General features: G+C 54.1%; 11 protein-coding genes. 4 read left to right on the top strand and 7 right to left on the bottom strand.

Going from position 1 to position 15,515, the window contains the following annotated elements:
* Nucleotides 1–16 precede the first annotated feature (16 nt).
* Together ACVXHP_RS19315 and ACVXHP_RS19310 are read right to left on the bottom strand one after the other, a co-directional pair.
* Nucleotides 17–562 carry an antibiotic biosynthesis monooxygenase gene (locus ACVXHP_RS19315; protein WP_304696783.1) on the bottom strand — a complete coding sequence of 182 codons (546 nt, stop codon included), beginning with the start codon at nucleotides 560–562 and terminating at the stop codon, nucleotides 17–19.
* A gap of 103 nt (nucleotides 563–665) precedes the next feature.
* Nucleotides 666–1,307, bottom strand: a complete 642-nt coding sequence (locus tag ACVXHP_RS19310) for a hydrolase (RefSeq protein ID WP_003021513.1) — start codon at nucleotides 1,305–1,307, stop codon at nucleotides 666–668.
* 273 nt (nucleotides 1,308–1,580) lie between these two features.
* On the opposite strand from ACVXHP_RS19310, the gene ACVXHP_RS19305 reads away from it, so the two are divergent.
* A complete protein-coding gene (locus ACVXHP_RS19305) occupies nucleotides 1,581–2,483 on the top strand; it encodes a LysR family transcriptional regulator (protein WP_200007762.1) in 903 nt (300 codons plus the stop codon).
* Here the strand turns inward: ACVXHP_RS19305 and malZ are convergent.
* The 5 genes from malZ to phoB form a co-directional block, all read right to left on the bottom strand.
* Nucleotides 2,477–4,291: a maltodextrin glucosidase gene (gene malZ / locus ACVXHP_RS19300; RefSeq protein ID WP_447572041.1), complete on the bottom strand. Its 1,815-nt coding sequence runs from the start codon at nucleotides 4,289–4,291 to the stop codon at nucleotides 2,477–2,479. The genes ACVXHP_RS19305 and malZ overlap by 7 nt on opposite strands.
* 138 nt (nucleotides 4,292–4,429) lie before the next feature.
* The gene (gene proY / locus ACVXHP_RS19295; protein WP_006685749.1) at nucleotides 4,430–5,803 is read right to left on the bottom strand and encodes a proline-specific permease ProY; all 1,374 of its coding nucleotides are present in this window, start codon (nucleotides 5,801–5,803) and stop codon (nucleotides 4,430–4,432) included.
* Nucleotides 5,804–5,882: 79 nt separating this feature from the next.
* Complete coding sequence (gene brnQ, locus ACVXHP_RS19290; protein WP_200007766.1) at nucleotides 5,883–7,202, bottom strand: branched-chain amino acid transporter carrier protein BrnQ; 1,320 nt, start codon at nucleotides 7,200–7,202, stop codon at nucleotides 5,883–5,885.
* Between the two features lie 404 nt (nucleotides 7,203–7,606).
* Nucleotides 7,607–8,902 carry a phosphate regulon sensor histidine kinase PhoR gene (phoR, locus tag ACVXHP_RS19285; RefSeq protein ID WP_200007768.1) on the bottom strand — a complete coding sequence of 432 codons (1,296 nt, stop codon included), beginning with the start codon at nucleotides 8,900–8,902 and terminating at the stop codon, nucleotides 7,607–7,609.
* A gap of 50 nt (nucleotides 8,903–8,952) precedes the next feature.
* The gene (gene phoB, locus ACVXHP_RS19280) at nucleotides 8,953–9,642 is read right to left on the bottom strand and encodes a phosphate response regulator transcription factor PhoB (protein WP_003021496.1); all 690 of its coding nucleotides are present in this window, start codon (nucleotides 9,640–9,642) and stop codon (nucleotides 8,953–8,955) included.
* A gap of 189 nt (nucleotides 9,643–9,831) precedes the next feature.
* On the opposite strand from phoB, the gene sbcD reads away from it, so the two are divergent.
* From sbcD to araJ, 3 genes are all read left to right on the top strand, one after another.
* The gene (gene sbcD, locus ACVXHP_RS19275) at nucleotides 9,832–11,034 is read left to right on the top strand and encodes an exonuclease subunit SbcD (RefSeq protein ID WP_304696780.1); all 1,203 of its coding nucleotides are present in this window, start codon (nucleotides 9,832–9,834) and stop codon (nucleotides 11,032–11,034) included.
* On the top strand, nucleotides 11,031–14,180 hold the full coding sequence (gene sbcC, locus ACVXHP_RS19270; RefSeq protein ID WP_447572040.1) for an exonuclease subunit SbcC: 3,150 nt from the start codon (nucleotides 11,031–11,033) through the stop codon (nucleotides 14,178–14,180). Before sbcD ends, sbcC begins: the two co-directional genes overlap by 4 nt.
* Nucleotides 14,181–14,344: 164 nt before the next feature.
* The gene (araJ, locus tag ACVXHP_RS19265; protein ID WP_304698816.1) at nucleotides 14,345–15,514 is read left to right on the top strand and encodes an MFS transporter AraJ; all 1,170 of its coding nucleotides are present in this window, start codon (nucleotides 14,345–14,347) and stop codon (nucleotides 15,512–15,514) included.
* The last annotated feature ends 1 nt before the right edge of the window (nucleotide 15,515 follow it).

Raw genomic sequence — 15,515 nt, 5'->3', positions numbered from 1 at the left:
TCTCCTGAAAAACCGGTCAGGCTTTTTTCAGCCATCCGGCAAACAGACGGGTTACGATGGGCATCCAGAACCAGACCACCAGCGCAACCACACACGCATCATTGATAAGATGCAGGAGTAACGAGCCCTTCATTGCAGGCAGCACAATGCCGGTCAACCACGGCACCAGGTTAGTGCTGGGAAAAATCACCAGCAGAGTTATCAGGAACTGTTTCCAGCGTCTGGGTTGCCGTACATGGGGCGCGGGCGGCGTAAACCAAAACGCCGCTTCGGTACGAATTTCGGTTTTATCACCTTCCGCCAGCAGCGGAGCTATCTCTTCCACCAGCACACGGCGCGTATCGGACTGGGTCCAGTTGTACAGATGCTCCAGCGTGTCGAAGCGGATAATAATGTTCCACAGATTCTCGCCATCCGCAGGACGAATCACATTCGCCCCGAGATGGCCGGGAAACTCGGCCGCCACCGGCATGATTTTTCCCAGCCACTGCTCATACCGCTGCGCCTGCTCGGGCTTTAGGGTATGGGTAATCACCAACGTCACATGTTTGTTCTGCGCCATGAAGGATTCCTTGCTAAAGGAGAATGGCGGGATAGCCCGCCATCAATATCAATACACGAGATCTATAACGATGCATTCAGGCAGCATGAAGGATGACGTGTATTCAGGCTTTACGTTCCGGCGCGCCGTGCACCATGGTGTAAGCATAATCCACGCCCATACCGTAGGCACCGCTATGCTCGCGCACCAGATCCATTACGGCGTCGTAGGTTTCTTTGCGGGACCAGTCGCGCTGGTACTCAAGAAGAACCTGTTGCCAGGTTACGGGGACTGCGCCCGCCTGCACCATCCGGTCGATGGAACGCTCGTGGGCATCCACAGACGTGCCGCCGGAAGTATCGGTCACCACATACACTTCATAACCCGCTTCCAGCGCCATCAGCGCCGGGAAGGTCAGGCAGACTTCGGTCCACAGCGCGGAGATAATCAATTTTTTGCGTCCGGTCGCTTCCACGGCCTTCACAAACGCCGCATCTTCCCAGGAGTTCATAGACGTGCGTTCAATAGGTTTCACATCAGGGTGAACCGCTAACAATTCCGGCCAGATATAGCCGCTAAAACTTTTTGTTTCCACAGATGTATAAATCACCGGAACATTAAATATCTTGCCGGCTTTCGCTAATGCCACGGTATTATTTTTTAAAGTCTGGCGATCAATATTTGCCACACCAAATGACATTTGCGGCTGATGATCAATAAAAATCAGCGTAGAGTTTTGAGGGTCAATCAGTTCCCGAATAGACATAAAATACCTTCTTAATCAATAGGTTAAAAGGCAACGGTCTGTATCTGCCGTCAGCAGCAGGATCCTGAATCAGAAAGCTTGTTGAGTATAGCGGGAAATTTCTAACGAGTTATTAAAGAAAACTTACCATCCTGTGAAACTATTAATTCTGTGTTGCGATATATCCTAAACAACATCAAAAAAATGCGCTTGACTCATCTAATTTATTCACTGGCATTGTTTTTCTTCATTCGGTACAACAGAAGGGTTTATTTTTCAGGATATTTTCCGCTTATGCGCATCAATCTGGATGTTTTGCTCATTCTCGACGCACTCGACAAACAGGGTTCATTTGCCGCAGCAGCCGAATCGCTGTTTAAAACCCCTGCGGCACTCAGCTATATGATTCAGAAGCTGGAAAGCGATTTGAACATCGAGCTGCTTGACCGCTCCGGGCATCGGGCGAAATTTACCGACACCGGGCTGATGATGCTGGAAAAGGGACGTTTGCTGCTGAGTGCGGCCAAAGATCTCGAAAAGCAGGCGGTACAGCTGAGTTCTGGCTGGGAAAAAGAGCTGGCGATTGCGCTGGACGACTCTTTTCCTTTCGCCGCGCTGTTGCCCATTATTGATCAATTTCACACGCTGAATAAGCAAACCCGTCTGAGTTTCACCCACCATACGCTGGCGGGATCCTGGGAGGAGCTGACCCATAATGGAGCAGACATCATTCTGGGGGCGATTAATGAACCGCCAACCTCAGCCGCCTGGTCCTACAAAATGCTCGGCACGCTGGATAATGTATTTGTCGTGGCACCTGAGCATCCGCTGGCTGCCGCGCCGGATGACCTGACAAACGAACAACTGTGCCTGCATCGAGCCATTGTTATCAGCGACAGCGCCCGCTTTTGCCATCCGCTACAAACCAACCTGATGGAGGAGCAGGCGCAGATTCGTGTGGATGACTTCCACAGTAAAGTGATGTTATTGCGAGCTGGCATGGGCTGCGGGTTTCTCCCCCGCCACATTGCCAGCCCGTGGCTTGCCACAGGCGAACTGGTGGAAAAAAGGGTCATCTCATTTCGCCAAAAAGATGTGGCCTATATGGCATGGCGCAACAGCCGCGATGGGCTGGCGCAGCGCTGGTGGCGAGAAACGCTGCTGGCAAGCCCGGAGATTGCGCGCTTGTATCAATGACCCATCCACACCGAGGCGGAGATCGCCGGCAGCGTCAGGATATCGTCAGCGAGCAGGCCGTTACCCTCTTTGTGCAGCCATTGACTGACGCGCAGCAATGGCGAGACTGGCAGGACCACTTCGCAGGCGTGGCCACGGTTAATCGCCACCAGCACGCGCTGGCGGTTGAGCACCCGCACAAACACCACCACGTTATCCTCGGCGTAAATCACCTGACAACCGCCATGGCGTAACGCCTGGCTTTGATGGCGTAATTTAGCCAGCCGCTGATACAGCGCCAGCAAGGTAGTGTCCTGTTTTTCAGCTTGCCACGGGAACGGCTTACGACAGAACGGATCGTTATTGCCGTCCAGCCCCACCTCATCACCGTAATAAATACACGGCACGCCTGGCCAGGTAAACAGCCACACCACCGCCAGCGGTAAACGCGCCACGTCTTTGCCAAGCAAGGATTTAAAACGGGCGGTATCGTGGCTGTCGAGTTGATTGAACATCCGCAGTTGCTGCTGATGCGACAGACCCGCGCGGTAGTTATCCATCCACGCCATACAGGTTTGGGCATCAATAGATTGCGGATCGTATGAGATATCAGTATTGGCCAGAAATCCCCAGATGGGGAAAGTAAAACCGCGATAGTTCATGGCGGCATCTTCAGCATCCGCCTGCAACCACTGACGCGCATCGCCAAAGTGTTCACCCACCACATACGCCTCTGGCTGGGTTTCTTTTGCCGCCTGCGAAATCCCCGCCACATGGTGCAGATTGTTGCGCGCACCGCCGCCCTCTCCCAGCATATGCACGACATCAAGACGCCAGCCGTCCATACTCCACGGCGCTTTCAGCCAGTGGCGAACGATACTGTCTTCCCCGCGATAAATTTCATTGATCAGGCTTGGCGAACAAAAATCCAGCTTGGGTAGACTCGCATAGCCCAGCCAGTCCAGCGCCACACCGTCGGCAGAGAAATGATACCAGTCACGCCAGGGGGAATCCGGGTTGTAACATGCCCCGTCCGTCCCACGGTTATGCCGATCAAACCAGGGGTGCGAATCGCCGCTGTGGTTAAAAACACCGTCAAGAATCAGACGCATGCCCTGCTGTTGCGTGTTATGGCGCAAGCGCAGCAGCGCGTTGTCGCCGCCAAACTGTGGATCAACATGACGGTAATCTTCGGTATCGTATTTATGCACGCTCGGGGCGGTAAACACCGGGTTCAGATACAGTGCCGTGACACCTAACGTTTTCAGATACGGCAGCTTTTCGCTGATGCCGTCCAAATCGCCGCCATAAAATGTCGATCCTCCGGCCTGAGCGGTCAGCGGTTCATCCCACTCGCGACGCACAATGTCATGCCCGGCTGCGTGGTGATAATAGACGTTTGGAGCCGACTCACGCGACTGGCTGCGGGCAAAACGGTCCGGGAAAATCTGATAGAAAATCTGGTCAGCTACCCACTGCGGACCGTTATCCGGCACATCAACAGCAAACTGCTCCAGACGCGCAGGCGGAAAACGGCTGAATCCCTGCGGCGTAAACCACAGCTGACGATCGGGCCACAATAATTTAAAGCTATAGCGCCGACGCGGTTGGCCGCTGGCAAGATCGATCGCCCCTCGCCACGCGGTTACGCCCGGCTGCGGCTGGCTGCGCAGCTTGTGCATACCCAGCGAAATTTCTTCGTTATCGTTTTCTGCGCGTAGCGTCACCCGCTGAGGTGGATTTTCCCCCGCCAGCCATAATGTAATCGTCAGTTGATCTTTGTTTTGCTTAACAAATGGGGCAACCGGAAGGTGCCAAGCGTTCAACATCACGTATCCCCTTTGATGAAAATGAAGCCACCTTGCCATAGCAAAGAGCAGGATCACTCATCATCTTAACGTTTATTGGGGGAGGAGCTTGGGGGAGGAGAAAATTGCCGGGTAACATCAGGCTACCCGGCAAAAATATTACTGCGCTTCAGCCAGTTGACGCTCGCGACGGCGTTTAAATACCCAACCCACCAGCAGCAGGGCAATCCACGCGAAACCAACGTACAGGGAAATACGGGTATCCGGATGGTAGCCGATAAGCGCGATGATAAAGACGAGGAAAATCAGGCCAACAACGGTCGTTGTTACCCCACCTGGTACTTTAAATTTCAGCGCCTTGACCTCTTCCGGCGGCAGACGACGGCGGAAGGCAATCTGCGACAGCAGGATCATAATCCACACCCATACCGTGGCGAAGGTCGCCAGAGAGGCGATCACCAGGAAGACGTTTTCCGGCATGATGTAGTTAAGATAAACCGCAAACAGCAGGGCGATAGTCATCACCATCACCGTGACCCATGGCACGCCACGACGCGACGTCTTGGCGAACATTTTCGGTGCGCTCCCCTGCTCTGCCATACCATGCAGCATACGCCCCACGCCGAAGACGTCAGAGTTGATAGCCGACAGCGATGCGGTGAGGACCACAAAGTTAAGGATCCCGGCGGCAAAGGTAATGCCCATATGCTGGAACGTCAGGACGAACGGACTCCCGTCGGTGCCAACCTGGTTCCACGGATAGATAGACATAATGACAAACAGCGTCCCCACGTAAAACACCAGGATACGCATCGGTACGGAATTGATAGCGCGCGGAATAGATTTTTCCGGGTCTTTCGCTTCACCTGCGGTAATACCGATAATCTCTATCCCGCCGTAGGCGAACATCACCATTTGTAGCGACATCACCATGCCGAGCCAGCCGTTGCTAAAGAAGCCGCCGTTACTCCACAGGTTATGAATACCGGTAGGTTGCCCGCCGTTGCCAATGCCCCAAATGATGATGCCGAAACCGGCGACAATCATGATGATGATGGTGGCGACTTTAAAGAACGAGAACCAGAACTCCAGCTCGCCAAACACCTTCACGCTCATCAGGTTGATGGCGCAAATAATCAGCACCACGCTGAGTACCCATATCCAATGCGGTACCGCCGGGAACCAGACCCCCATGTAGATGCCGAAGGCAGTGACGTCGGCAATAGCGACAATCAGGATTTCAAAACAGTAGGTCCAGCCGGTAATGTAACCCGCCAACGGCCCGAGGTTTTCCTGCGCATAGCGCGAGAAAGAGCTGGCTGCAGGGTTATGTACCGACATTTCGCCCAGCGCGCGCATGATGATATATGCCGCAACGCCACCGATAATATAGGCCAGCAACACGCTCGGCCCCGCCATTTTGATCGCATCGGCCGAGCCGTAAAACAGCCCAGTACCAATTGCCGAACCTAATGCCATAAAGCGAATGTGCCGGGTGCTCAGCCCACGCTTTAGCTTGTTATTACTTTCCATCGATTCCTAACCTGTTAACACAATAAAAAAACCACGGGGCCATATTAATAGCCCCGTGGTTAAAACTTATTGTCAGTGATTAGTGTGCGCTGGAGGTCACTTGTCGACCCGCGGCGCGATCCCAGATAATTGCCAGGATCACCATCACGACTGTTGGCATCAACCACGCCAGCCCTTGTTCCGCCAGCGGTAAACGCTGGGTCCAGGCCGGTAACACGTCGCCAATTGCAGAAGCTTTAATGCCATCAAGGATACCAAAAATCAGGCTGATAAACATCGCAGGTGCAATGACGCGGGAAGAATTATGCCACCATGAGCGGGTAAAACTTAATACAACCAGTGCGATACATGGCGGATAGATAGCCGTCAGCACCGGAATAGAGATCTGAATCAGATGGCTCAGCCCCAGGTTAGAGACCACCATCGAGAAGCCGCCGAGGATAAATACCAGCGTACGATAAGACAGTGGAATGTACTGGGCAAAGAACTCCGCACACGCACAGGTCAGGCCAACCGCAGTAACCAGACAGGCGATGAAAATCAGCGCCGCCAGCAGGAAGCTTCCTGCGCCACCAAAGGTGTGCTGAACATAAGCATGCAGAATCGCCGCGCCGTTAGCAGACTGATCGACCAGAATCGCACTATCGGAACCCAGACGGAACAACGCAAGATACAGCAACGTTAAGCCCACACCCGCCATCAGGCCAGCCCAGACGGTGTAACGGGTCAGCAGACGCGCTTCGGTCACACCACGCGAACGGGCGGCATTAACGATAACAATACCAAACACCATCGCGCCCAGCGTATCCATGGTCAGATAGCCATTTACGAAACCATTCGAAAATGCTGCGGTTTGATAGGCTTCCATCGCATTGCTGATCGGGCCTGCTGGCCAGACAATCGCGGCGACAGACAGTACCACCAGCGCCAGGATTTTCAGCGGAGCAAGGAAGTTGCCGACGGTATCCAGCAGTTTGCCCGGATACAGCGACACCAGAATAACAATCGCAAAATAGACCACGCTGTAGATGAACAGCGGCAGCGCAGAGTCACCGGTCAGCGGCGCAATTCCGACTTCGAAAGAGACCGTTGCGGTACGCGGCGTCGCGAACAATGGACCAACCGCCAGATAGCAAACGGTAGCCAGCAGCAACCCAGCAACCTTACCGATAGGGGTACTCAGGCTGTCCACACCGCCACCGACTTTCGCCAGCGCGACAACGGTAAGTACCGGCAGACCAACGGCGGTAATCAAAAAGCCAAAAGCCGCAGTCCAGACGTGTTCGCCTGCCTGCAAACCAACCATTGGGGGGAAGATGATGTTACCTGCACCAACGAACAGTGCAAATGTCATAAATCCCAAAGCGATAATATCGCGCGATTTTAACTGATGGGTCATAAAGTCTTACAGCCTGTGGATGTGGTGTTGAAAACAATAAATTTTTGCCTTTCCCTGGGGGACAATACAGCGGCATTTTTACTCAATTCCAGCGGGAAACACTCCCGACCTGGCGCGGCGAAGAATAGTTTTTCGATTTACCGCGTAAATGCAGTCGGTATGACAGCATCTGGAGCGCAATTTAAACGCTTATAACGTTTTAAAGCAAGGTGGGATCCAAAAACCAGAACAATATAGCGATATGAAAATTCGGATTAGCACAAAACACCATTTCATGGAAAAAGGTATGGGTAATAGTTCGAACAAAAAACAATCAAACGTCGCAAAATTCAGGATGTAACTATTGACCACATAAAAAAACCAGCTCGCGCTGGCTTTTGGAAAGATTATCTTACGAATACGGGTTAATCGTTACTTTTGGCCATTAAACGTTCCGGGATGACAAAACTAAATCGCGTCCCTTTGCCTGGCGTACTTTCGATATTCAGGCGGCTATCGTGATGATGCAGAGCATGTTTCACGATAGCCAGGCCTAGCCCACTCCCACCCGTTTGTCGGGATCGCGCTTTGTCCACGCGATAAAAGCGTTCGGTCAAACGAGGAATATGTTCCGCTGCAATACCCGGCCCATTATCCTCCACGCTAAATTCCGCCCCGGAGGCAACATGCTGCCAGCGCACGGTGATGTGCGTACCCGCGGGAGTATGGTTCACCGCGTTATACACAAGATTCGAAATCGCGCTACGCAGTTGTTCCTCATTTCCGCGCACGCTAAGGTGGCTATCAATATCGAAAGTAAACGTATGATTATTCTGACTCAGCGTTTGCGCCTCGTGTTCAACCACACGCAGCATCATCGGCACATCCACCTTCTCATTGAGCAGCAGCGCTGGCGCGGCCTCTATTTTCGACAGCGTCAGCAACTGCTTCACCAGCCCTTCCATGCGGTACGTTTGCTCACGCATGGTATGCAGCGCTTTTTCACGCGTCGTTCCTTCCAGCGGATGCTCCTGCATCATTTCCAGATAACCTTGTAGCACCGTCAGCGGCGTACGCAACTCATGGCTGGCGTTGGCAAAAAAGTTACGCCGCGAACCTTCCAGTTGGTGCATCTGGGTTACATCGCGCGCAACCATCAGCAATTGCTTGTCGGTATAGGGCATCACGCGAATTTCCAGATGCCGTCCGGTATTGAGCACCAGATTGATTGGCCGACTAAAATCACGCGTTTTCAGATATTGCGTGAACTCCGGGTAGCGCAGCAGGTTAAGAATATTTTGCCCGCTATCGTCCGGCCAGCGCAGTCCCAGAACCTGCTGGGCCAGACCGTTGCACCAGAAAATGCCGCCCTCTTCAGTCGTCAACACCACCGCGTCGGGTAGCGATTCCGCTCCACTGCGAAAACGTTTAATCAGATTACCCAGTTCCCGACGGCGCTTTTTGTTACGCAGCTGCATTTGATGCAGCCCGTACAGCAACGGCTCCCAACTTCCACGCCCCGGCGGCGGCGTCATACTTCTGTCGACCCATAACCACCAGGACAAGCGTAATAAATTCCAGAAATGCCAGACAAGCAGGCCGGTTACCGACGCCAGCAAAAACCAGGGCAGGTAACCAAAAAAAGCACTAAGGATAAACGCCGGTATGCAGCAGAGGATCAGCTCCAGTACCAGCCTTTTCCATGACAATCGTTCTAGCAAACGTCTTACTCCATTAACAGCCTAATCCCTCAGGCCCATATTCATGTCAGTCAGAAGCGGGTCGAAAAACGATATCCCGTCCCACGAACTGTCTGCACCATACGATCGTGTCCACTGTGCTCCAGCGCTTTACGCAAGCGGCGGATATGCACATCCACTGTCCGGTCTTCCACGTACACGTTGGTACCCCAGACATGATTGAGTAATTGCTCACGGCTATAGACGCGTTCCGGATGGGTCATAAAGAAGTGCAACAGTTTGAATTCTGTCGGCCCCATATCCAGCGGATCCTCGCCGGTCATCACGCGATGCGAGGTTGGATCAAGGCTCAGCCCCTGCATCTCAATAACCTCTTCCACCGCCATGGGGGAAATACGACGCAGAACCGCTTTAATACGCGCCACCAGCTCCTTGGGAGAAAACGGCTTGGTAATATAATCATCCGCGCCGGTTTCCAGACCCCGGACGCGATCTTCCTCTTCTCCCCTCGCCGTCAGCATCATTACGGGAATATCCCGCGTCATCGCTTCGCGCTTGAGATGTTTAATAAACTGTAGGCCCGAGCCGCCGGGTAGCATCCAGTCAAGCAGGACGAGATCCGGCCAGGGTTCATTGAGTTGGTTCACAGCACTGTCATAGTCTTCGGCTTCTACGGGTTGAAAACCGTTTTGCTCGAGCACGAAGCAGACCATTTCACGAATTGGAGCTTCATCTTCTACGACCAGAATACGTCTCGCCATGATTTGCCCTGTTTATAATTAAATCGTTTGCCATCAATACGGTGCCATTATGCGTCAGTTTTATGACAGATTTATGAAAAGATAGTCCAGGTTTAACGCAGCCCTGTGAATTATGACAGCCCTTAAACAAGATATTACCGTCCTTGCAGGGTTATAATCCCGCCACTGTTTTATCGTCATGGAACTCTTATGCGCATCCTTCATACGTCTGACTGGCATCTGGGCCAAAATTTCTACAGCAAGAGCCGCGCCGCTGAACACCAGGCCTTTCTCGACTGGCTGCTGGAAACGGCACAATCCCAGCAGGTGGATGCCATTATTGTGGCAGGCGATATTTTCGATACCGGCTCGCCGCCAAGCTATGCCCGTGAGCTGTATAACCGTTTCGTCGTTAATCTGCAGCAAACCGGCTGTCATCTGGTGGTGCTGGCAGGTAACCACGACTCCGTCGCCACGCTCAACGAATCCCGCGATATTCTGGCGTTTCTCAACACCACGGTGATCGCCAGCGCAGGCCATACGCCGCAGGTATTGTCTCAACGCGACGGCACGCCGGGTGCGATCCTGTGTCCGGTTCCTTTTTTACGACCGCGCGACATCATTACCAGCCAGGCCGGACTGACCGGACAAGAGAAACAGCAGCATTTGCTGTCGGCTATTACCGACTATTACCATCAGCAATATCAGGACGCCTGTACGCTGCGCGGCGCCCAAAATCTGCCCATCATTGCGACCGGGCATCTGACCACCGTTGGCGCCAGCAAAAGTGACGCCGTACGTGACATTTATATCGGTACGCTGGACGCCTTTCCGGCGCAAAACTTCCCACCGGCCGATTATATCGCGCTGGGGCATATCCACCGGGCGCAGGTTATCGGCGGAACCGAGCATATTCGCTACTGCGGTTCGCCAATTGCGCTCAGTTTTGACGAGTGCGGCAAAAACAAATGCGTTCATCTGGTGAGCTTCGAAAACGGCAAGCTGAGCGCTGTTGAGCACCTTACCGTACCGGTCACCCAGCCGCTGGCGGTGTTGAAAGGTGATTTAGCCGCGATTACCGCCCAACTTGAACAGTGGCGCGATGTACAGCAGGAACCGCCAGTCTGGTTAGATATCGAAATCACCACCGATGACTATCTGCACGACATGCAGCGTAAGATTCAGGCATTAACCGAAGATTTACCGGTAGAGGTGTTATTGGTGCGCCGCAGCCGGGAACAGCGTGAACGTATTATGGCGAATGAACGACGTGAAACACTAAGCGAGCTGAGCGTGACGGACGTTTTTGACCGTCGTCTGGCGCTGGAAGAACTCGAAGAATCGCAACGCGAGCGCCTGAATCAACTGTTTAGCACCACCTTACACACGCTTGCCGGGGAGACCGAAGCATGAAAATTCTCAGCCTGCGTTTGAAAAACCTCAATTCTCTGAAAGGAGAATGGAAAGTCGATTTCACGGCTGAGCCTTTTGCCAGCAATGGGCTGTTCGCCATCACCGGTCCAACGGGCGCGGGAAAAACCACGCTGCTGGACGCCATTTGTCTCGCGTTGTATCACGAAACGCCGCGGCTCAATACCGTGTCTCAGTCGCAAAACGATCTGATGACCCGCGACACCGCCGAGTGTTTGGCCGAGGTCGAGTTCGAGGTCCGGGGCGAAGCCTATCGCGCATTCTGGAGCCAGAACCGCGCGCGCAATCAGCCTGAAGGCAATCTACAGGCTCCACGCGTAGAGCTGGCCCGCTGCGCCGACGGTAAAATCCTCGCCGATAAAGTCAAAGATAAGCTGGAAATGACCGCCGAACTTACCGGCCTGGATTACGGTCGTTTCACCCGTTCGATGCTGCTGTCGCAAGGCCAATTCGCCGCCTTTCTTAATGCCAAACCGAAAGAGCGTGCCGAACTGCTGGAAGAACTGACGGGGACCGAGATCTACGGCCAAATCTCCGCGATGGTGTTTGAAAAACATAAAGCGGCGCGTACGGAGCTGGAAAAACTGCAGGCGCAGGCCAGCGGCGTGGCTCTGCTCGCTGCGGAGCAGGTGCAGTCCCTGACAGAGAGTTTGCAGGTACTTACTGACGAGGAAAAACGCTACCTTGCCAACCAGCAGACTCAGCAACAACATCTCAACTGGCTCATTCGGCAAAATGAGCTACAGACGGACATAAACCGTCACCAACAGGCGTTACAGGCCGCTAAACAAGCGCAAAAAGACGCACAGCCACAGCTGGCGGCTCTGAGCCTGGCACAACCGGCCAGAGCGTTACGCCCACACTGGGAGCGAATTCAGGAACAAACGGCTACGATAGCGCGCACGCGGCAGAAGATTCAGGAAGTGAATGCTCGCTTACAAAGCAGCTTAGCGCTGCGCGGGCGCATCCGTCAGCAGGCGCATACGCAATCAACCGCCTTGCTCGCCGGACAACAGACGTTAATCGACTGGCTGAACGAACACGATCGCTTCCGCTTGTGGGGCAGCGAACTGGCAGGCTGGAAGGCCCTGCTGGCGCAACAGTCCGACGCCAGCACCCAGCTACGCCAGTGGCTGCAATTAAGGGAAAATGACACGCGTAAACTGGATGCGTTGGCGCTTCCCACGCTGACCCTTTCGCCGCAGGAAGTCACGGCGGCGCTGGCGCAACATGTGCAGCGCCGTCCGTTACGCCAGCGTCTGAGCAATCTGCACGGGCAAATCGCCCCGAAGCAAAAGCAGCTGGCGCAGTTACGCGCCACGCTTGTGCAGCGTCAGCAAGAGCTGGCTCAGCGCAACGCGGTGCTGGCCGAAAAACGTCAGCGCTATAAAGATAAAAATCAGCAACTTGCCGATGTGAGAATCATTTGCGAGCAGGAAGCCCGCATCAAAGATCTGGAAAGCCAGCGGGCATTATTGCAATCCGGCATGCCTTGCCCGCTGTGCGGCTCCACCACGCATCCAGCGATTGAGCGCTATCAAACGCTCGAACTGAGCGTTAATCAGGCACGGCGTGAAGCCCTGGAAAAAGAGGTTAAAACGCTGGCTGATGAGGGTTCAACCTTACGCGGTCAGCTTGAGGCAATCACCCAGCAACTTCAGCGGGATGAACGCGAAGCACAGACGCTTTCTCAAGAGGAGCAAGCGCTTACTCAAGAGTGGCAGACGGTCACCACCAGCCTTAGCGTGACGCTGCAACCGCAGGATGATATTGCCCCGTGGCTTGCCGCCCAGGAAGAACACGAACAACAGCTTCACCAGTTGAGTCTGCGTCATACCCTGCAGGCGCAAATCGCGGCGCATACCGAGCAGATTACCCAGCTTCAACAGCATATTGAACAGCGCCAGGCTACGTTAACCGCCGATCTGGCCCGCCATGGACTGTCCCTTCCAGTTGAAGATGAAGCCGCTTCGTGGCTGAGCGAGCGGGCGAGAGAAGCGCAAATGTGGCAGCAGCGCCAGAACGAACTCACCGAGTTACAGGCGCGAATAGCTCAGCTCACGCCGTTGCTGGAAACGCTGCCAGAGTCCGATACGCTTTCCGCAAGTACTGAGAGTCTGTCGCTGGAAAACTGGCGACAGGTGCACGACGATTGCCTCTCCTTGCAGGGCCAGTGGCAAACGTTGCAGCAGCAGGAGGCGCAGGACGTACAGCGCGCCGCAGAAATTCAGGCACAGTTTGATGCCGCCCTGCAGGCCAGTATCTTTGCCGATCGTGACGCCTTTGTTGCCGCCCTGCTGGATGAAGAGACCTTTAGCCGCCTTGAGCAGTTAAAGCAATCGCTGGAAAACCAGCAACAGCAGGCGCAAACGTTGCTTAATCAAGCTCAGCAGGCTCTGGCGAGTCATCACCAGCAGTTGCCAACCGGGGCAGATCTCACGCTCACGACACAACATCTTCGCGACGCGCTGGCGCAGCTCACCCAGCAGTTACGGGAAAACACCACTCGTCAGGGCGAAATTCGCCAGCAGCTCAAACAGGATGCTGAACATCGCCAGCAACAGCAGGCGTTGATGCAGGAGATTGAAAAGGTCACGCAGCAGGTTGATGACTGGGGCTATCTTAATGCGCTGATCGGCTCGAAAGAGGGCGATAAATTCCGCAAGTTTGCCCAGGGGCTGACGTTGGATAACCTGGTGTGGCTTGCCAACAACCAACTCACTCGTCTGCATGGTCGCTATCTGTTACAGCGCAAGGCCAGCGAAGCGCTGGAGCTGGAAGTGGTTGATACCTGGCAGGCCGATGCCGTGCGCGACACCCGTACGCTTTCCGGCGGCGAGAGCTTCCTCGTGAGTCTGGCGCTGGCGCTGGCGTTATCCGATCTGGTCAGCCACAAAACGCGAATTGACTCTCTGTTCCTCGATGAGGGTTTCGGCACGCTGGACAGCGAAACGCTGGATACCGCGTTGGACGCGCTGGATGCGCTGAACGCCACCGGCAAAACCATTGGTGTGATCAGCCACGTTGAAGCGATGAAAGAACGCATTCCGGTGCAGATCAAGGTTAAAAAAATCAACGGGCTGGGCTACAGCAAACTCGATAAGATGTTTGCGGTGGAATCAGCATAAATCTCCAGGCCGGAGTCATCCGGCACACTATGTAGCACAATATTGCATACTCAAAGACGGATATGAAATGGCATTCCACTTCACTTATCCGCAAGCTATCTCTGTTGGCGGCGAACGTTCGCTGCTATGACGTACATCCGGCGTCTTTCTTGTTGGCAGGTGGTATGAAAAAAGTCATTTTCTCTTTAGCCCTCGGAACATTTGGCTTGGGCATGGCCGAGTTCGGCATCATGGGGGTACTCACCGAACTGGCGCGGGACGTAGGCATTTCCATCCCGGCCGCTGGCCATATGATTTCGTTTTATGCCTTTGGCGTAGTGCTGGGCGCGCCGATTATTGCGCTCTTCTCCAACCGCTTTTCGCTTAAACATATTCTGCTGTTTCTGGTCACGCTATGTGTGATTGGCAACGCCATCTTCACCCTTTCCTCCTCGTATTTTATGCTGGCGGTGGGCAGACTGGTTTCCGGTTTCCCGCACGGCGCATTTTTTGGCGTTGGGGCAATTATTCTGTCGAAGCTGGCGCGCCCTGGAAAAGTCACCGCCGCCGTCGCGGGCATGGTTTCGGGGATGACCGTTGCCAATCTGATTGGCATTCCCGTCGGGACCTGGCTGAGCCAGGAATTTAGCTGGCGCTATACGTTCTTGCTGATAGCCGTCTTTAATATCGCCGTTATTGTCTCGATAGCTTTTTGGGTGCCCAATATCAGCGATGAAGCGAAAGGCAATCTGCGCGAGCAATTTCACTTTTTGAAAAGCCCCGCCCCGTGGCTGATCTTTTCCGCCACCATGTTTGGCAACGCCGGAGTTTTCGCCTGGTTCAGCTACGTTAAGCCGTACATGATGTTCATCTCCGGCTTTTCCGAAGCGCTGATGACCTTCATCATGATGCTGGTGGGATTGGGGATGGTATTAGGGAATCTGTTGAGCGGTCGGCTGTCTGGCCGCTATACGCCGCTGCGCATTGCGGTAATAACCGACTTCATCATTGTACTGGTTCTGCTGCTGCTTTTTGTCTTTGGCGGTATCAAAGCCGCATCGCTGACCTTCGCCTTTATTTGCTGCGCGGGCCTGTTCGCCCTGTCGGCGCCGCTGCAAATTTTGCTGCTGCAAAATGCCAAAGGAGGTGAGCTACTGGGAGCGGCTGGCGGGCAAATTGCCTTTAACCTCGGTAGCGCAATTGGCGCCTGGTGCGGCGGTATGATGCTGACGCTGGGCTTTGCCTACAACTATGTAACGCTGCCGGCTGCGTTGCTGTCGTTCTCCGCCATGTCATCGCTGCTGATTTACGGCTACCTGAAGCGCGGCGTGCAACAAGTTGCACCCGCGACGTAAA

Source organism: Citrobacter freundii complex sp. 2025EL-00176 (genome assembly GCF_053309355.1).
This window is presented reverse-complemented; position numbering and strand designations above follow the sequence as displayed.